The sequence below is a fragment of the Labrys sp. WJW genome (assembly GCF_001676615.1).
GTDB lineage: Bacteria > Pseudomonadota > Alphaproteobacteria > Rhizobiales > Labraceae > Labrys > Labrys sedimenti.
Genome location: NZ_LYXZ01000051.1, coordinates 100,689 through 117,947, shown reverse-complemented (window position 1 = coordinate 117,947; position 17,259 = coordinate 100,689). Strand labels below are relative to the sequence as shown.

Annotated in this window: 14 protein-coding genes and 1 tRNA gene; 13 read left to right on the top strand and 2 right to left on the bottom strand. The window is 62.5% G+C overall.

Going from position 1 to position 17,259, the window contains the following annotated elements:
- The 4 genes from BA190_RS27105 to BA190_RS27090 form a co-directional block, all read left to right on the top strand.
- Positions 1-348 (top strand): DUF2924 domain-containing protein (locus BA190_RS27105; RefSeq protein ID WP_068295423.1); only part of this gene is annotated, 348 nt, incomplete at its 5' end.
- Positions 345-1,670 (top strand): recombinase family protein, encoded by a 1,326-nt coding sequence (locus tag BA190_RS27100; RefSeq protein ID WP_068295399.1) that lies wholly within the window; start codon positions 345-347, stop codon positions 1,668-1,670. The genes BA190_RS27105 and BA190_RS27100, both read left to right, overlap by 4 nt.
- A complete protein-coding gene (locus BA190_RS27095) occupies positions 1,667-2,107 on the top strand; it encodes a hypothetical protein (protein ID WP_068295396.1) in 441 nt (146 codons plus the stop codon). Before BA190_RS27100 ends, BA190_RS27095 begins: the two co-directional genes overlap by 4 nt.
- 57 nt (positions 2,108-2,164) lie before the next feature.
- The gene (locus tag BA190_RS27090) at positions 2,165-2,536 is read left to right on the top strand and encodes a type I restriction-modification system subunit M N-terminal domain-containing protein (RefSeq protein ID WP_068295394.1); all 372 of its coding nucleotides are present in this window, start codon (positions 2,165-2,167) and stop codon (positions 2,534-2,536) included.
- Here BA190_RS27090 and BA190_RS27085 read toward each other — a convergent pair.
- A protein-coding gene (locus BA190_RS27085) for an IS3 family transposase (RefSeq protein WP_156771722.1) occupies positions 2,533-3,662 on the bottom strand; the annotation gives its coding sequence in 2 pieces (ribosomal slippage) (positions 2,533-3,428 and positions 3,428-3,662; 1,131 coding nt in all). The genes BA190_RS27090 and BA190_RS27085 overlap by 4 nt on opposite strands.
- A 114-nt stretch (positions 3,663-3,776) precedes the next feature.
- Here BA190_RS27085 and BA190_RS27075 point away from each other — a divergent pair.
- The 4 genes from BA190_RS27075 (at position 3,777) to BA190_RS27060 (ending at position 11,017) form a co-directional block, all read left to right on the top strand.
- Positions 3,777-6,101 carry an N-6 DNA methylase gene (locus tag BA190_RS27075; protein WP_202908527.1) on the top strand — a complete coding sequence of 775 codons (2,325 nt, stop codon included), beginning with the start codon at positions 3,777-3,779 and terminating at the stop codon, positions 6,099-6,101.
- Positions 6,094-9,291 (top strand): type I restriction enzyme endonuclease domain-containing protein, encoded by a 3,198-nt coding sequence (locus tag BA190_RS27070; protein WP_068295378.1) that lies wholly within the window; start codon positions 6,094-6,096, stop codon positions 9,289-9,291. The genes BA190_RS27075 and BA190_RS27070 overlap by 8 nt, the downstream gene beginning before the upstream one ends.
- Positions 9,288-10,001: a M48 family metallopeptidase gene (locus BA190_RS27065; RefSeq protein WP_068295375.1), complete on the top strand. Its 714-nt coding sequence runs from the start codon at positions 9,288-9,290 to the stop codon at positions 9,999-10,001. Before BA190_RS27070 ends, BA190_RS27065 begins: the two co-directional genes overlap by 4 nt.
- A gap of 77 nt (positions 10,002-10,078) precedes the next feature.
- Positions 10,079-11,017 carry a GIY-YIG nuclease family protein gene (locus tag BA190_RS27060; protein ID WP_068295372.1) on the top strand — a complete coding sequence of 313 codons (939 nt, stop codon included), beginning with the start codon at positions 10,079-10,081 and terminating at the stop codon, positions 11,015-11,017.
- A gap of 282 nt (positions 11,018-11,299) precedes the next feature.
- On the opposite strand, the gene BA190_RS27055 is transcribed toward BA190_RS27060, so the two are convergent.
- Positions 11,300-11,389 (bottom strand) — tRNA-Ser (locus BA190_RS27055).
- 348 nt (positions 11,390-11,737) lie between these two features.
- Here BA190_RS27055 and BA190_RS27050 point away from each other — a divergent pair.
- The 5 genes from BA190_RS27050 to BA190_RS27030 all read left to right on the top strand — a co-directional run bounded on the left by BA190_RS27050 (position 11,738) and on the right by BA190_RS27030 (position 17,159).
- Positions 11,738-12,829, top strand: a complete 1,092-nt coding sequence (locus BA190_RS27050; RefSeq protein WP_068295369.1) for a sugar ABC transporter substrate-binding protein — start codon at positions 11,738-11,740, stop codon at positions 12,827-12,829.
- Positions 12,830-12,953: 124 nt separating this feature from the next.
- On the top strand, positions 12,954-13,913 hold the full coding sequence (locus BA190_RS27045; protein WP_068295366.1) for an ABC transporter permease: 960 nt from the start codon (positions 12,954-12,956) through the stop codon (positions 13,911-13,913).
- Positions 13,914-13,924: 11 nt separating this feature from the next.
- Positions 13,925-15,427 (top strand): sugar ABC transporter ATP-binding protein, encoded by a 1,503-nt coding sequence (locus BA190_RS27040; RefSeq protein ID WP_068295422.1) that lies wholly within the window; start codon positions 13,925-13,927, stop codon positions 15,425-15,427.
- Between the two features lie 2 nt (positions 15,428-15,429).
- Positions 15,430-16,374: an ABC transporter permease gene (locus BA190_RS27035; RefSeq protein ID WP_068295363.1), complete on the top strand. Its 945-nt coding sequence runs from the start codon at positions 15,430-15,432 to the stop codon at positions 16,372-16,374.
- A 23-nt stretch (positions 16,375-16,397) separates the two neighbouring features.
- Positions 16,398-17,159 carry an SDR family NAD(P)-dependent oxidoreductase gene (locus BA190_RS27030; protein ID WP_068295361.1) on the top strand — a complete coding sequence of 254 codons (762 nt, stop codon included), beginning with the start codon at positions 16,398-16,400 and terminating at the stop codon, positions 17,157-17,159.
- Positions 17,160-17,259 lie beyond the last annotated feature (100 nt).

Here is a 17,259-nt window from a genome sequence, read left to right as displayed (position 1 = left end):
TCCACCCGCCGCTACTTGGAAAGCCGGCTCGCCTACCGCATCCAGGAACTCGCCTATGGCGGGTTGAATCCCGAAACCATCCGGCGGCTGGAACGGCTGGGCGAGGAATTGGACGGCGGCGACAGAAAGAAGCGGAGCATCCGCGCCGACCGCGACCGCCCCATCACGGGCACGCGCCTCCTGCGCGAATGGCAGGGCGTCGAGCAGATCGTCACCGTCACCGCCGACGGCTTCGAGTGGCAGGGACGGCCGTACAAGTCGCTGTCGGCGATCGCCCGTGCCATCACCGGGACGCGATGGAACGGCTGGGTGTTCTTCGGGCTCAAGAACCACAGGGGGCGGACATGACGAAGCCGCCTGAAAAATCGAAGGTCGTCCGGAAGCTGCGCTGCGCCGTCTACACCCGCAAATCGTCAGAGGAAGGGCTGGAGCAAGAGTTCAACTCGCTCCACGCCCAGCGCGAAGCCTGCGAGGCGTTCATCGCCAGCCAGCGGTCCGAGGGCTGGGTGCTGGTCCGCGATCAGTATGATGACGGCGGTATCTCGGGCGGCACGTTGGAACGCCCCGGCCTTCAGCTGCTGCTGGAGGACATCGAGGACGGGCTGGTCGATGTCGTCGTGGTCTACAAGATCGACCGCCTGTCGCGCTCGCTCGCCGACTTCGCCAAGCTGGTCGAGGTGTTCGACCGGAACGGCGTGACGTTCGTCTCCGTCACGCAGTCGTTCAACACGACCACGTCCATGGGGCGGCTGACGCTGAACATCCTGCTCAGCTTCGCCCAGTTCGAGCGCGAGGTGACGGCCGAACGCATCCGCGACAAGGTCGCCGCCAGTCGGAAGAAGGGCATGTGGATGGGCGGGGTGCCGCCCTACGGCTATCGGGTCGAGAACCGGAAGCTGGTGGTCGACAAAGAAACCTCTGCGCATGTGCGCTGGATGTTCGCGCGCTTCCTCGAGATCGGGTCCTGCACGGAACTGGCGCGGGAGGTTGGCACGCGCGGAATCCGGACGCCGCGAGGCAACCGCATCGACAAGAAATACATCTACCGGATGCTCAGTAACCGCGCGTACATCGGCGAGGCGGTCCACAAAGGCGAAAGCTATCCCGGCGAGCACGACGCGATAATTGACGGCGCGACGTGGGATCGCGTCCACGCCATCCTGCAGGAAAGCCCCCGCAAGCGTGCCGCCCGGACTCGCGCCGACACGCCCGCGCTGCTGAAGGGACTGCTCTTCGGTCCCGATGGTGCCGCGTTCTCGCCGACCCATACTCGCAAGGGCGACAGGCTCTACCGCTACTACGTCAGCCAGACAGTGCTGAAGCACGGTGCCGGGTCATGCCCCGTGGGCCGCGTGCCAGCAGGGGAGATCGAGGCCACGGTCATCGACCAACTCCGTGCCGTATTTCGCCAGCCGGAGATCGTGGCGGGGACGTGGAAAGCTGCACGCGTCCACGCCGGCGGCATCACCGAATCCGACGTCCGCGCGGCCCTGCAGCAGCTCGATCCGCTGTGGGACGAACTGTTCCCCGCCGAGCAGACACGCATCGTGACATTGCTGGTTGAGCGCGTCGACATGCGCACAGACGGGTTGAACGTCCGGCTGCGCGTCGATGGGCTGAGCGGCCTCGCGCGCGAGATGCTGTCCGGCGGGATCGGAGAAGCAGCATGACACGCGGCAGGCCGATCCCCGAGACTGTCACGCTCCACATACCGTTCCGCGTCGTGAAACGCGGCGGGCGGAAGGAGATGCAATTGCCGGACAGCGCCGCGCAACCGCGACGGACTGACAACACACTCGTCAAGGCACTGGCGCGCGCGTTCCGCTGGAAGCGGATGCTGGAGTCGGGCGAGTTCCCCACCATCGCCGAACTGGCCGAGCGTGAGGGCATCGCATCCTCCTACATGACACGCGTCCTGAGTCTAACCTTGCTCGCGCCCGACATTGTTGAGGCGATCCTGGACGGCAAGCAGGGGACGAGCGTGACGCTAGGGCGCGTTCTTAGGCCGTTCCCGCTTGACTGGAGCGGTCAGCATGAGGCGGTGGGAGCGGCCTCATCGAACCAGGACGACAAGCCTGTCCTTTCCTCGCGCTGTTCAATCGGCTAGTAAAATCGGAGGTTTGGGGCAACCAGCAAGGCGTGTGAAGCCCCTCACATTCATTCCATGACCGGGGCGACATTGGCAAAACTAACTCTCGAAAAACTTGAACGCCACTTGTTCGCGGCCGCCGACATCCTTCGCGGCAAGATGGATGCGTCGGAGTTCAAGGAGTACATTTTCGGAATACTGTTCCTTAAGCGATGCTCCGATGTGTTCGAGCAGCAGCGCGAGAAGATTCTGAAGGAACAGCGCGCGCTTGGACGGTCCGAAAAGGAAGCCCTGCAGCGCGCAGATCATCCGTCGTCCTACACCAAGACCTTCTTCGTGCCGCCAGTCGCCCGCTGGGATCGGCTCCTGAATGACGTCCACGCCAACGTCGCCAACGAGTTGAACTGGACCTGCACCGGTTCTGTTCCGGTCAGATACTCATGTTAGGTGGCCCTCTGTTCGAAGGCCACGGGTGATTTCCAGCCGAGGGCAGAGTGTTTGCGGCGGGGGTTGTAGAAGCCGTTGATGTATTCAAAGAGGGCGATCTCGACGTCGCGGCGGGTTTGCCAGTTCTGCCGCCAGACCAGTTCGGCCTTCAGCGACTTGAAGAAGCTTTCGACTGCGGAATTGTCATAACAATTCCCTTTCCCGCTCATCGAGACCTTGAACCCGTGCTTGCGCAGCAGCTTCTGGTAGTCGTGGGCACAGTATTGCGACCCGCGATCCGTGTGGTGAAGGCAGCACGCTGGCGGCTTTCGGATCGCGATGGCCATGTTCAGCGCCCGCAAAGCCAGATCCTGCTTCATTCGGTTGCTGATGGCCCAGCCGACGACGCGCCGCGAAAACAGATCAATGATTACAGCCAGATAAACCCAGCCTTCCCGTGTCCAGACATAGGTAATGTCGCCAGCCCACTTCTGGTTCGGTCCGCTCGCAGTGAAGTCCTGTGCCACGAGATTCGGCGCGATGTTGAACGCATGGTCCCTGTCGGTGGTGCGCTTGAACTTCCGGCTGCGGATGACCTGGATGCCGTTCTGGCGCATCAGGCGGCCGACCCTGCGCTGGCCGACGCGGATGCCCAACTCGTTCAATTCCGCGGTCATGCGAGGCCGACCGTAGCTGCCCAGGCTCAACCGGTGCTGATCGCGAATATGAGCGAGGAGCACCATGTCGCGCCGTTGCCGATGTGATGGAGGGCGGTGCTTCCAGGCATGGAGCCCACGCTCCGAAACGCCCATCAGGCGGCACAGATGGCTGCGGGTCAGGATACCGCGATACTCAGCAATGTATTGAAACCTCACGACTTTTGAGCCGCGAAGAATATTGCAGCCTTTTTTAATACTTCCCTCTCCTCCCGAAGGATGCGGTTCTCTTTGCGAAGCCGTTCGTTCTCGCGAAGCAGCTCGGCGTCCTGCACAGGCGACTTGGATTCTTCGGAAACCGCCCGAACCCATTTGCCGAGCGTCGAAAGACCGATCCCCAAATCAGATGCAACCTGACGCCGGGTCAGACCGCTGGTGAGCGCAATGCGAACCGCATCCCGCTTGAACTCGTCGCTGTGTATCGCTGCCATATCCGATCTCCTTTGAAGAGAGCATCGCTCTCAAAAGACCGGAACAGAACCGGTGCAGGTCCAAACAAGGCTCTCGAGGGGCTCGAGAACGAAAACCACAACGCGTTGAGGGGCGTGCTGGGGCACATCAATTTCGCCCGGAAGGTTGGCGAGTCGGAGATCCCCGACGAGCGGCTTCGCCGTCTCATCAGCCACTTCAACAAGTACCGGCTTCTGGACGAGGATTTCGAGTTTCCGGACCTCCTCGGCGCAGCGTACGAATACCTCATCAGCGAGTTCGCGGACTCAGCCGGCAAGAAGGCGGGAGAGTTCTATACGCCGCGGGGTGTGGTGCAGCTGATGGTCCGCATTCTCGATCCGCAGGGCGGCACATCGCTCTACGATCCCACTTGCGGCAGCGGCGGCATGCTGAACCAGGGTTACGAATACGCCCTGCAGCATGACGGCCGGCGGCTGAGTCTCTATGGCCAGGAAGACAACGGCGCGGTTTGGGCCATCTGCCGGATGAACCTGCTGCTCCATGGCATCCCCGACGCCGACATCCGGAACGGCGACACGCTCGTCGATCCGAAGCATATCGAGGACGGCCGCCTCATGCGGTTCGACCGGGTGATCGCCAATCCGCCATTCAGTCAGAACTACAGCAAGCGCGGGATCCAGTTTGGCGACCGCTTTCGCTTCGGCTGGTGCCCCACGACGGGCAAGAAGGCCGACCTGATGTTCGCCCAGCACATGCTGGCCAGCCTGAAGCAGACCGGGAAGATGGCTGTGGTGATGCCGCACGGCGTGCTGTTCCGTGGCGGCGAAGAGAAGAAAATCCGGATCGCTCTGCTCGAAGAGGACTGCATCGAGGCCGTGATCGGCCTGCCGCAGAACCTCTTCTACGGAACCGGTATCCCGGCCTGCATCCTTGTGATGCGCCACCCGGACGGGAAGCCGGAAGCGCGCAAGGGCAAGGTGCTCTTCATCAACGCGGACCGCGAGTATCGCGAAGGGCGCGCGCAGAACTTCATCGACCCGGAGCACATAGAGAAGATCGTCAGCGCTTACGACGCGTTCACTGACGTGCCCGGCTTCGCGACGGTCATCGACAACGCCGCCATCATCAAGGACGAAGCCGGCAACCTGAACATCCGGCGCTATGCCGACAGCAGCCCACCGCCCGAGCCCCACGATATGCGCGCCCACCTCCATGGCGGCGTGCCGAAGCGGGAGATCGAGAGCATCCGCCCGCATGCGCAGGCACAAGGCTTCGACGTCGACACGCCATTCGTCGGCCGCGATGCCGACTACGCCGAGTTCGCTGATGCCGTCGAGAAGCGTGCCGGTATCAGGGCCTTGGTTGAGTCAGACCCCGGCGTCGCGACCCGGCAGGGTGAGATGGTCGCGGCCTTCGATACCTGGTGGTCGTCGGCGCGGTCCGGGTTGGCGGAGCTTCCCGAAAGCAAGCGCCTGATGCCGCTACGCCGCGAGATGCTCGACAGCTTCGAGCCCGCCATGTTGCCGGTCGGCTGCCTCGACCGCTATGCGCTGATGGGTTCCATCGCGGGCTGGTGGGACGAAATCCGCTACGAGCTGCGCGTCATCGTCGAGAACGGGTTCGCCGAACTGGTCGACGGCTGGGTCGAGACATTGCGCTCGGCGCTGGAGGATGAAGACGCGGACGACGACGAGGATAGCGACGCCAAGAAGACCGTGAAGGTCACGCTGGAGGAGCTGCTCGCACATCCCTTCGTGCGCCATCGCATGGCGGACTACGTCACCGAACTGTCCGCCGCGCAGGCCGAGGTGGAGCGGGTCAAGGCCGAGAAGGAAGCCTGGGAGACGGGCGACGGGGTCGAGGGCGCCGAGGACTGGCTGGACGGGGCCGAGGAAGGCAGCAACCTCGCCAAGGAACTGGAAAAGCGGCGCAAGGAACTGCGCGCCGAAATGAAGGATGACGACAAGCGCCGGAAGGAGCTGGTGAAGACCACGGGCACCGGCAAGCCGTCCAAGGGCTCCATCGACTGGATGCGCGCGCAGGGCACGGATGTGCGGGAGTTCGAGGCCGAATTAGCAGCCATCGAGCGCCGCCTAGCGCCGCTGGTCGAGGGGGCTGAGACCATCGACGCCATGCTCGTACCCTATGAGGCGATCAAGGAAGAGTTGAAGGAGGCGCGCGCCACGCTGCGGCTGCTCAAGGCGGCGTTCGTCGAGCGACTGACGGCCGCGAGGGCCGAACTGGACGACGATGATTGCCGCGAACTGGTGCTCGACATTGACCGCGAGCGGCTGCTCGACCGGCTCGAGCGCGCCCGCGTCCGCCGTGTTGGCGCTCTGGTGGCCGACTTGGAGCGGCTCTGGGACAAGTATCGGGTCAGCCTCAAAAGGATCGAGAGCCGGAGGTCGGACGCGACGACGAGGCTCGACGGCTACCTGCTGGAGCTTGGGTATGCCTGACACAGCCAAGCTCTCCGATTTCGCATTCATCAATCCGGCTACTGACACCAACGGAACTGCTGCCGACGCTCCCGTTGCCTTCATCCCCATGGCCGCCGTTGCAGAAGGCGGAGGATGGCGCTCGACCGAGAACCGCCCGCTTTCTGATGGTCGCAGGGGATACACGTTGTTTCAGCGCGGCGACGTGATCGTCGCCAAAATCACACCCTGCTTCGAGAACGGGAAGGTCGCGCTGCTCTCCGAGCTCGAAACCGATTTTGGGCTCGGAAGCACCGAATTTCATGTGCTGCGGGCCAAGCCCGGGCATGATCCGCGGTTCATCTATCACTGGACGCGGCATCCAGCGTTCCTGCGTGCGGGCGAAGCGTCAATGACAGGGTCGGCCGGACAGCGCCGCGTGCCCGCCGGCTTCTTCGACCGGTTCGAGATCGCGGAGATTGAAGGTCCGCCTCAGCGGTTGATTTCGGACATCCTCGACGCCATCGACGACGCTGTTCAAGAAACCGACGCAGCAATTGAGAAACATCAAACGATACGGCTCGGTCTTCTCGATGACTTGATTACGGTGCCGGCGCAGATTGGACGGACGGATGCTCCTGCCACCCTTGCTGACGTTGTTGGATCGATCTCCTCTGGTTGCAGTGTAAATGCAGATGACCGGCCACCCGCTGCGGGAGAATTCGGAGTTCTGAAGACCAGCGCCGTCGGCGGTGGACGCTTTAGGCCGCTTGAGTCGAAGGCGGTATGGCCGCGCGAGGAAAGCCGTCTCAAATGCCCTGTCGAAGCTGGCCTGATCCTGTTCAGCCGGATGAACACGCCTCAACTGGTCGGCGAAAACGCTTTCGTAGTTCAGGATCATCCAGGCCTGTTCCTGCCAGATCGCCTCTGGGCGATCCGGGTTAAGGACTCCGAGGGAATACTGCCGGAATGGGTCGCCACCATCCTGCAGACGCGCCAGGCTCGCGCGTTCATCACAGGCGAAGCGACCGGGACGAGCGGCAGCATGAAGAACATCGCCCGCACGTCGCTTCTTCGGCTTCCCCTACGGAAGCTGCCCCATGCCGATCAGGTCGACGCGATGAAGGCGGTTCATGCGCTGCAGGCCGAGATAGATGCACTTATGTCGGAGCGCGAAAAGCTGGCGGCCCTCCGGGTTGGTCTGCGGGATGACCTCCTCACCGGCCGCAAGCCTGTGGTGGCCAAACTGGTCGCGAAGATCGGCGAGCGAAAGGCGTTCCCCGTCCTGAACGAGAGCGAGGACGTCCTCGTCCTCATCGACGAAGCGCACCGCTCGCACACCAGCGGGCTCCACCAGAACCTGCTCGACGCTCTGCCTAACGCCGCGCGCATTGGGTTCACCGGGACGCCGATCGAAGAGAAGAACAAAAAGAAGACTCGGGAGATCTTTGGCACCTACATCGACCGCTATCTCCTCCGGGACGCAGAGGCCGACGGCGCCATCGTGAAAATCCTCTACGAGGGGCGGGAGCTGAAGGCCGACGTCACGGACAAGGGCACACTGGACGGCTTGTTCGACGCCACCTTTGCCGGAAAGTCGGCCGACGAGCGCGAGGCGATCAAGGACCGCTATGCAACGCGTGCGCGTGTCCTCAACGCGGCTGACCCGCTGAAGGCCAAAGCGATCGATGTGCTCCGGCACTACATCGTCAACATTCTCCCCAACGACCTGAAAGCGCAGCTCGTCGCAGCGAGCAGGGAATTGGCGGTCCAGTACGTCGACGCCTTGAATGACGCCCGCGACGAGATCGTTGCCGCCGTCGAGGGCGCTGCGGACATCCTGAAGGATATTGCTCCGGAAGATGCGCAGGAGGCTGGCGGCGACGTGGCGTTCCTCTCCACGGCGCTGCCCTATCTGGACGCGATCAAGGCGCTCGAGTTCGCGGCGGTCATATCCGTGGACCACAACGACCTGCCACATCTGAAGGCCTGGGGCGGTGTTTCGGAGACAAAGCAGCGCATCGAACGCTTCAAGAAGCCGCTGTCCCAGGACGCGCTCGCGATCCTGGTGGTGAAAAGCAAGCTGCTCACCGGCTTTGACGCCAAGGTCGAACAGGCGATGTATCTCGATCGGGCGATATCGGGCGCCGAGCTACTGCAAGCCATCGCTCGCACCAACCGGACGGCAGGGGAGGCCAAGCGCTTCGGTATCGTGGTCGACTACTACGGTGTCGGAAAGAACCTCGCGGACGCTTTGGCGATCTACGACGCGGAAGACCAAAGCGATCTGACCGGCGGCATCGGAAAGCCTGAAGACCTCTTGCCGGAGCTGCGGCAAGCGCGTGACGCAGTGGTCAAACACTTCTCCGATGTCGGGATAACCCTCGGGTCCGACCTGCAAGCCTACGTCGACGCATGCGTAGCCAAGCTGAAGGACCAGAAGTTCCGGGCTAAGTTCCTCGTTCTCGTCAAGAAACTCGTCGGCTTGTTCGATGCCCTCATGCCGCGGCCGGAGGCACGACCATTTACGCGTGACGTGAAGATTTTTGCGTTCATCGCCAAGGCCGCGGCGAACCTTTACCGAGATCGTTCGCTCGACGTCCGGGGGGTCGCCCACAAGGTTCAAGCCATGCTTGATGCCTTCATCGAGGCGCAGGGCATCGATCCGAAAGTACCTCCAATCGAGATCCTGGACCCGAACTTTGCCGCCGAGGTGGCGTGTAAACCAAGCGGTCGGGCGAAGGCGGCGGAAATGGAAAACGCCTTGCGCCATCACATCTCGATTTCTTTCGAGAAGGACCCTGCGAAGTACAAAACGCTCAGCGATCGCCTTGAGGGCATTCTCACGAGCCACCACGAGGACTGGGATGAGATTGCCCGGCAACTTCAGGCGCTGATCGACGAAGCTACCGCTCGCTCCGGTGGCGGCTTCACGGTCCATGGTCTGGAACCTCACACGGAAGCTCCGATCTTCGGGATCCTCCGACTGCGCTATGGCAATGATGATCGAGATGCGGACTTGGCAGAGCTTTCCGCCAGGATCGTTCAGCACTTGCGAGAGGAAAGCGCTGTCTCAGGATTCTGGGACAATTCGGTAAGCCAAGAGGAGGCTAGGCGCTGGATTTTTCAGCATCTCGATAATAGCAGCATCTTCGATTTCGGTGACTTGGACGCGATTTCTTCTGACTGCATGGGGGTAGCGAGGGCAAACCGAGCCGCATTCACCTCATGAGCGAAACGATCGAGATTGACGAGCTCGTCTTCTCAGTGAAGCGAAGCACAAGGCGGAGAACGGTCGGCGTTACGGTTGAACGAGACAAATCTCTCGTTGCTCATCTCCCGCAGGAAGTAGCGCTAGATGAGGCGACAAAGCTTATAGCCTCAAAGCTACTATGGGTTCACCAAAAGCTCGCTGAGCAGGCCGAAAGTGCGCGCGAGGACGTTTTTCGGATCGCAGAGTTTGTGGATGGCGAAGGCTTCCATCTGCTTGGGAAGCACTATCGCCTCAAACTCGTCGATGTTCCCAAGAATGCGACCGGTGTGCCGAGCGTCAGGTTCGAGGGCGATCGGCTTCTGTTGCGGCGAGAGCAAGCTGCCTCGGGGGGCAAGCGGATTGAAGAATACTATACTAGGGCGGCACATCCCTACCTGAATGAGACTGTTCAGAGGTGGAAGAGAATCGTTGGTGTGGAGCCCGGGCGCTTCGTCCATGTAATGGATCTTGGATACAGGTGGGGCTCATGCAGCGCAGATGGGACATTGAACTTCCACTGGCGGACAATGCAGCTGCCACCCAGGATCATCGAATATGTTGTCGTGCACGAGCTAGTGCACATAAAGGTTCCAAACCATTCAGAAAAATTCTGGAAAATGCTCGGTTCGGTCATGCCAGACTATGAAAGTCGTAAAGGTTGGCTGAAGAAAAAAGGTGGCGAGCTTTGAAGGCATTGGCACAAAATCGTGTGTTCTTTGACGCCCCTTCTAAATTGGCGGCATAATTCAATCATTCGGTCACCTTCATGAAGCCCCGCTCGATCAACATCTTCCTTCTCGACGGCGATCCGAACGGCATTCGGGTGGCACAGATCTCGATGTCAACTATCCAAGCCATTGCCTTTCGACGCAATCAGCTACGTCGGGTTCGGGAAGCTTTCCCTGAGATCGAACGGCCAGGCGTCTACATCCTCATCGGTGCCGATGAAGACGCGCAGGACAGGCAGCTTGCGTATATCGGCGAGTCCGAAGGCGTCGGCGCACGACTATCGTATCACAACTCGAATGAGGCCGGTCGCGATGCCAAAGGATTCTGGACCGACACGGTCGTGCTAATCAGCAAGGACGAGAACCTGACGAAGAGCCACGCGCGTTATGTCGAAGCCTGCCTGATCCGGGGCGTCGTTAGCAATCCCCGCTGGACCCTGCCCAACACGCGCACGCCGTCTGACGACGCGGGCAAGCTACCACTCCCCGACCGCGCAGCCATGGACGAGTTCGTGGATCAGACAAAAACGCTGGTTGGAGCCCTGGGCTGGGATCTCTTCCGAGAAGTCCGCGGTCGTGCGCCGGAGCAGATCGCAGGGCGAGAACTGCCAGAGGCTGAAATCCATGAAAGCCCTCGGTTCTTCTTCCGAGGCGAGGGCTTCGCGGCAGAGATGGGAATTGGGCCCTCCGGGGATTTCGTCGTCGCAGCAGGTTCGAGGGCAAGGGTCCGGACGACGCGAACAATACCGAGAGGGACGGTCACGCTCCGGAACACCCTTGTCGAGAAGGGTGTCCTCCGCGAGGAAGGCGATTTTCTTGTCTTCACAAGCGCCTACAGCTTCACGTCTGCCTCTGCCGCAGCTGCGGCGGTAATTGGTGCGAGCGCCAATGGCCGGATCCTCTGGAAGCTTCCGGACGGACGCAATTACGCCGACTGGGAAGCCTCTCAAGGCATGTCAGACTGCGCCTCCGAGTGAGGCCGCCAAGGCGGTAGCAAGTTGGATTTCTGTTCCATCTCGCTAAAGCCACCCAAGTCGAACCGCTTAGCGGACGCTCTCAAAAAGTTCTCCGCTTTCAGTTACTTGCAAGCATTTCACCAAACTGGCGCAGTCATCAGGTCCGGAGAATATCGGCCCGGAGAGACCACTTCCGGGCCGCCTGGCGCCGACGCCGGTGCTCAGCCCATCCCGCATAACCCTCGAAAACAACGGAAAAATCCGGCCGCGGCCGGATCGGGAGAACGCTTTCGCAGAGGCAAGTGGCGGAAGGGGTGGGATTCGAACCCACGGTAGACTTGCGCCTACGACGGTTTTCAAGACCGTTGCCTTAAACCACTCGGCCACCCTTCCGCATCTTCGCACCACTGCCACCGCATGGCTGCGTGCGATTACGGGCGGTCTAGCAGAGTAGGGGGCTTCGTCAAGACCTTCTGCGTCGAGAAAGGCTATGATCCCCCGCGTCGCCGGCGACGCGGGGGCGATCGCTATGGCTGGTTCGCAACCAAAATCAATCCAGACAATCGATCGGCAATGCGTCTGGCGCGCCCCCGGCGTCATCCGACCGGCGAGCTCCGCATCTCCAGGGCAGAAACAGGCTTGACTCACTTAAATTCATCAATTTAATTAAAGATCGACGGCGCGAAACATAAGCATGAAAAGCCGTCTCTCGAACAACGAGATCCGAGGAGGAATAGTCCAATGGCTTCTGCCCTTGATTTCATCGAGGCGGCGCTGATCGAACGTCGCCGCTTCCTGATCGGCTCGGCCCTTGCGGCCGGGTCGCTGTTGCTGCCCGCCGGGGCAAGGCGCGCCTTCGCGGCTTCCGACCTTCAGCTCGCCAGCTCGATCCGTTCGCTGTCGAACGCCTTTCACGTCGCCTGGGACAAGGGTTCGAAGGCCTATGCCGATACGGTGAGCGCGCCCTATGCGGCCCTGGTGACGGAGGGCAACAGCGAAAAGGGGATTGCCGATATCAAGGCCATGCTCGCCAAGGTCGGCAACAAGCTGGTGCTCGGTGTCGACCCCAACGATGTTCCCGATGCCCGGCCGATCGTGGAAGCCGTCGCCAAGGCGGGCGCCCATGTCGTGACGGTCTGGAACAAGCCGGACGATCTGCATCCCTGGGATTTCGGTGACAACTACGTCGCGCACATGTCGTTCAACGGCGTGCCGGCCGGCGAGCAGACGGCCAAGGCCCTGTTCGACAGTTTCGGCGGCGAGGGTGGCATCGTGGCGCTCGGCGGCATTGCCTCCAACGCGCCGGCCATCCAGCGCAAGCAGGGCCTGATGAATGCCATCAAGGCCAATGGCAAGGTGGAACTCCTCGATTTCCAGGATGCCGACTGGGATTCCACCAAGGCCAACAACGTCGTCGCCGCCTGGATCACCCGCTTCGGCGACAAGATCAAGGGCATCTGGGCCGCCAATGACGGCATGGCCGTCGGCGCGCTCGAGGCGCTGCGCGCCGAGGGCCTTGCCGGCAAGGTCCTGGTCACCGGCATCGACGGCACCAAGGATGCCGTCACGGCGATCCGTAACAAGGAGATGGCCGCAACCGTCGACTGGAATCCCTATTGGATCGGCGGCATCGCCCTTTCCCTCGGCTATCATGCGGCAACCGGCGCGTTCTCTCCCTCCAAGGAGCCCAAGGAACATCGCGAATTCTACGGCACCGGCGTCCTGATCACGCAAGCGGATGTCGAGGCCTATTGGAAGGCCAATATCGACACGACACCCAAGGTCGACTGGAACGATCTGTGGGGCAAGGTTACGGGCCAGATCACCTATTGAGATCGCGCCCGTCGGCGATGCGCGGCACGCGGGGCAAGGTCTCTCCCAGCCTTTCCCCACCGGCGTCCGCGCATCGCCCCTCTCGCAAGGATCCGTGCGGAATTCTCGAACCGAGACAGTCGAAATGGTGATCACCAGACAATCCCTCGCGCGTGCCGCGCCGGTCCTGGTCCTGCTCGGCCTGTGCCTCGGCATTTCGCTGCTGGATGCGCATTTTCTCTCGCTCGGCAATCTCATCCGCGTGGCCGCATCGGCAGCTGCCCCCCTGACCCTGGCTCTGGGCGTGACCTTCATCATCCTGATGGGATCCATCGATCTGTCGATCGAGGGGTCGATGGCCGTGACGGCGGCGGCGCTCTGCGCCTTCGTGGCCAATTCCGCCGGCACCGGCTTCGATCTCGGCCTGCTCGCACTGCCGCTGGCACTGGCGACGGCAGCCGTCTTCGGTTGCATCGTCGGGACCATCCACGTGGCCATGAAGGTACCCTCCTTCATGGTCAGCCTCGGCATGGGTTTCGTCGGCACCGGCCTCGCCACCGTCCTGCTTGGCGGTGAAAGGGTGCAGATTCTCGATCCGTCGATCCGGGCTCTTGCGCTCTCTCGCCTGGGCGGCGTGCCCCTGGCCGTCTATGTCGCGGCCTTCATGCTGCTCGTCGCCTGGTATGTGCAGGATCATACGCGCCTCGGCCGCCACATCATGGCGCTGGGCGGCGGCGAGGACCTCGCCAGGGCGTCCGGCGTCGCCGCCGGGCGCGTCCGCATCCTCGCCTTCACGCTGGCTGGGGGCTTCTTCGGCGTCGGAGCCGTCCTCGCCTGCGCACGGCTGGGCGCCGGCAGCGCCTTGATCGGCAGCGGACAGCTATTCACCGCGGTCAGTGCCGTCGTGGTGGGCGGAACGGCGCTGACCGGCGGCAAGGGCGGGGTATTCAATACCCTCGTCGGCGTGCTGATCGTGATGGTGCTCAACAACGGCATGATCATCATCGGCCTGCCCACTTTCGTGCAGCAGGGCGTGCTCGGCGTGGTGATCATCGGCGCGGTGCTCTTGAATACGCCCCTGCGCGCGCTCTCCGTGGTGAAGTGAGGGCCGGCGCCATGCTCGAACTTCTCGACATCACCAAGCGCTTCGGCAGGGTCGAGGCCCTCAAGAATGTCTCGATCACCGTCAAGGCCGGCGAGGTCGTCGGCCTGGTCGGCGAGAACGGGGCCGGCAAATCGACGCTAATGAAGGTGCTCAACGGCATCAATCAACCCGATGCCGGCGAGATCCGCATTCACGGCAAGGCGACCTCGATCTCCGGTCCCAAGGATGCGGCAGCGCGCGGCATCGGCATGGTGTTCCAGGAGCAATCCCTGATCACCAATTTGTCGGTGGCGGAGAACATCTTCCTGGGCAACGAAACCCCGTTCATCCGCCTCGGCCGCATCGATTGGCGGCGCATGGCCGCCGCCGCCAGGCATCAGCTTGCCAAGGTTGGCCTGGACATCGATCCCCTGACCGTCACCTCGGAACTGAGCTTCGTACAACGCCAGATGGTCGAACTCGCCAAGGTCCTGACCCTGGAGGAGGCGGTGGAAGGAAGCCTATGCATCCTGCTCGACGAACCGACATCGGTACTGGAGCAGGCGGAGATCGACATTCTCTTCGATGTCATCCGCAAGCTGAAGCAGCGTGCCGGCATCATCTTCGTCTCGCATCGTCTCGACGAGGTCATCGACATTTCCGATCGGGTCTACGTTCTCAAGGATGGCGTCGTCGTCAGCCGGATGGCCAAGGGAGAGGCAAGTCCGGAACGCATCCATCACCTGATGGTCGGGCGTGCCGCCACCGGCTCCTACTACAAGGAGGACGGAAGGGCGCCATTTGGAGAGGAAATAGCCCTGAAGGCCAGGGGACTGGCGCGGGCGCGGGCCTATGCCGACATCGATCTCGATCTTCATGTCGGTGAAGTTCTCGCCCTCGTCGGGACCGAGGGAGCCGGCAGCGAAGCCCTGATCCGAAGCCTGTTCGGCCTGGAGAAGATCCACCTGGGCAGCGCCCACTATCGCGGCCGCAATCTGCGTTTCGTCTCCCCGAGCCAGGCGGTGTCCCTGGGCCTCGGCTATGTCCCGCGCGAGCGCAAATTCGAAGGCATCGTCGAGGAAATGTCGGTCGAGGAGAATATCAGCCTCGCTCATCTCAAGGGCATGAGCCGCTTCGGCATCCTGAAATTCGGCGAGATCGGCCGCGCGACGCGCAGCCTCATCGAGCGCATGCGGATCAAGACGCCCAGCGCCGATACGCTTTGCGCCAATCTGTCGGGCGGCAATCAGCAAAAGGTGGTGCTGGCGAAATGGTACAATGCCGGTGCTCGCGTCTTCCTGCTCGATCATCCCACCCGTGGCCTCGATGTCGGCGCCAAGGAGGATGTCTATGGCCTGATCCGCGAGCTTTGCGCCAATGGCTGTTCCGTCATCCTGATCGGCGACACCCTCGAAGAGGCGCTGGGGCTCGCACATACCATCATCGTGATGAAGGACGGGCGCCAGACGGCACGCTTCGACACGCTGGCGGTACCGCCGCCTGAACCGCTCGACCTCATCCGGCACATGGTGTGAGCATGGTGCGCCTGCGTTTCCTCACCCCCTATCTGCCCTGGATCGCGCTGGTCCTCGCCATCCTCGCCGTGGGCCTGTTCGACACCCGCTTTCTCGATCCCATGACCCTGGTCGGCCTGATGGCCGACAACGCCACGCTGTTCGTGATGGCTCTGGGCATGACCTTCGTGATCTTTGTCGGCTCGGTCGATCTGTCGATGCAATCGGTGGCGGCCGTCGCCTCCATCGTGCTCGCGCTTCTGCTGCCGGGATACGGCCTGGCCGCCATTCCGGCCGCCATTGTCGTCGGCGGACTGTTCGGCCTGCTTTCGGGCTTCGTGCATGGCAAGCTGCGCATCCCCAGTTTCGTCGCCACCCTTGCGACCGGCGGCATCGCGGCGACGGCCGCCCTATGGATTTCGGGCCAGCGGGCGATCGGCATCTCCGGCGAAATCCGCAGCGACACGCTGGGCTGGATTATCGGCTCCACGCTCGGCCTGCCCAATGAAATCTGGGTCAGTCTGGCCGTCTTTGTCCTGGCCTTCGTGCTGGAACAGGCGATGCCCTTCGGCAAGATGATGAAGGCCGTGGGTTGCAGCGAACCGGCCGCGACCGTATCCGGTATCCGCGTCATCAGGATCAAGCTTGCCGTCTTTGCCCTGGCCGGCGCCTTTGCCGCCCTGTCCGGGATCATGCTCGCGGGCCGTCTGTCGAGTGGAACGCCCACCATCGCCAACGAATTCCTGCTCCCGGCCATTGCCGCTGTCGTGCTGGGCGGTACTTCGCTGACCGGCGGCAATGGCGGCGTCCTGCGCACGCTGGCGGGTACCATGCTGATCGCCGTCTTCCGCACGGGCATGACCTTCGTCGGGGTCAACGCCCTCGCACAACAGATCGTCTTCGGCACGATCCTGATCCTTGCCGTCTGCCTCAACAGCGGCCATGCGCCCAAGGGCGTGATGAAATGACCACCACCACACAGGAAAAACGAATGCTCGAGAAATTTCGTCTGGACGGCAAGACCGCCCTCATCACCGGCGGCAATCGCGGCATTGGGCTGGCCGTCGCGCACGCCCTGGGCGAGGCCGGCGCGAAGCTCCTGATCTCGGGGCGGAGCAAGGTCGAGGAAGCTGAAAAGAGCCTGGCCGAGGCCGGCTATGACGTCGCCTTCGTCCAGGCCGACATTCGCGACCCGGCCGCGCCGCAGCAATTGGTCGATGCCGCCGTCGCTCGCTGGGGGCGGCTCGATATCCTCGTCAACAATGCCGGCATTGCCAGCCACGGCGACACCCCGGATTTCGACGAGGAACGCTGGCGCCAGGTGATGGACACCAATGTCGATGCTGTCTTTCGCGGCTGCCGTGCCGCCCTCGTGCCGATGCGCAAGCAAGGCAGCGGCGCGATCGTGAATGTCGGCTCGATTTCCGGCTTCATTTCCAACGTGCCGCAGAACCAGGTCGCCTATAACGCCTCCAAGGCCGCGGTTCACATGATGACGAAGAGCCTGGCCAGCGAGTTCGCCGCCGAGAACATCCGCGTCAACGCAGTGGCGCCCGGCTATATCGACACCAACATGTCGCGCGGCGGCATCGAAAACCCGGAGTGGTTCCCGATCTGGCGCGACATGACCCCGATGGCCAGGGTGGGACAGCCGGAGGAAGTTGCCGCCTGCGTGCTGTTCCTGTGTGCGCCGGCATCGAGCTATGTCACCGGTGAGGTCCTGGTCGTGGACGGCGGCTATCTCACCCGTTGATCCCGCTCGTTCCGGCTCCGGATGGGCCGGGCTGTCGCGGCTGGAGCAAGGTGCGTTCTGACGTCAGCGCCTGTGTGCTCCAGCCCGTTGTTTCCGGGCC

Bases quoted from the DNA above. Each gene is read 5' to 3' on its own strand.
- BA190_RS27100 (WP_068295399.1), top strand. From the start codon at position 345: ATGACGAAGCCGCCTGAAAAATCGAAGGTCGTCCGGAAGCTGCGCTGC.
- BA190_RS27050 (WP_068295369.1), top strand. From the start codon at position 11,738: ATGGCTTCTGCCCTTGATTTCATCGAGGCGGCGCTGATCGAACGTCGC.
- BA190_RS27045 (WP_068295366.1), top strand. From the start codon at position 12,954: ATGGTGATCACCAGACAATCCCTCGCGCGTGCCGCGCCGGTCCTGGTC.
- BA190_RS27040 (WP_068295422.1), top strand. From the start codon at position 13,925: ATGCTCGAACTTCTCGACATCACCAAGCGCTTCGGCAGGGTCGAGGCC.
- BA190_RS27095 (WP_068295396.1), top strand. From the start codon at position 1,667: ATGACACGCGGCAGGCCGATCCCCGAGACTGTCACGCTCCACATACCG.
- BA190_RS27065 (WP_068295375.1), top strand. From the start codon at position 9,288: ATGAGCGAAACGATCGAGATTGACGAGCTCGTCTTCTCAGTGAAGCGA.
- BA190_RS27070 (WP_068295378.1), top strand. From the start codon at position 6,094: ATGCCTGACACAGCCAAGCTCTCCGATTTCGCATTCATCAATCCGGCT.
- BA190_RS27090 (WP_068295394.1), top strand. From the start codon at position 2,165: ATGACCGGGGCGACATTGGCAAAACTAACTCTCGAAAAACTTGAACGC.
- BA190_RS27030 (WP_068295361.1), top strand. From the start codon at position 16,398: ATGCTCGAGAAATTTCGTCTGGACGGCAAGACCGCCCTCATCACCGGC.
- BA190_RS27035 (WP_068295363.1), top strand. From the start codon at position 15,430: ATGGTGCGCCTGCGTTTCCTCACCCCCTATCTGCCCTGGATCGCGCTG.
- BA190_RS27060 (WP_068295372.1), top strand. From the start codon at position 10,079: ATGAAGCCCCGCTCGATCAACATCTTCCTTCTCGACGGCGATCCGAAC.